The organism is Massilia sp. LMS1-1-1.1, from assembly GCF_040815535.1.
In the GTDB taxonomy this organism is placed as follows: domain Bacteria; phylum Pseudomonadota; class Gammaproteobacteria; order Burkholderiales; family Burkholderiaceae_D; genus Janthinobacterium; species Janthinobacterium aestuarii.
The window spans coordinates 1-323 of record NZ_JBFPNG010000024.1; the positions used below are offsets into that span (position 1 = coordinate 1).

At 50.2% G+C, this 323-nt stretch carries 2 tRNA genes; both read left to right on the forward strand.

The features are described from left to right. The first annotated feature begins 49 nt into the window (after positions 1 to 49). Positions 50 to 126 (forward strand) — tRNA-Ile (locus MRBLMS1_RS18815). 71 nt (positions 127 to 197) lie between these two features. Further along, positions 198 to 273: transfer RNA gene (locus tag MRBLMS1_RS18820), tRNA-Ala, on the forward strand. Positions 274 to 323 lie beyond the last annotated feature (50 nt).

Here is a 323-nt window from a genome sequence, read left to right on the forward strand (position 1 = left end):
CGCATCAAATGTTCACACTTATCGGCTGTTAATATAAAGAACAGCATTTGGGGCTGTAGCTCAGCTGGTTAGAGCACCGTGTTGATAACGCGGGGGTCGTTGGTTCGAGTCCAACCAGCCCTACCAGAAAAACCTGGGGGTAAGGTGGACGCTAGTCCAAACAGCCGTACCAGTTTCTGTAGTCTGTATTACCCATAGGGGGATTAGCTCAGCTGGGAGAGCACCTGCTTTGCAAGCAGGGGGTCGTCGGTTCGATCCCGTCATCCTCCACCAAAAGTTCAAACGTAAGTTGATCACATCGGTGATTGAATTTAGGTTTGGTC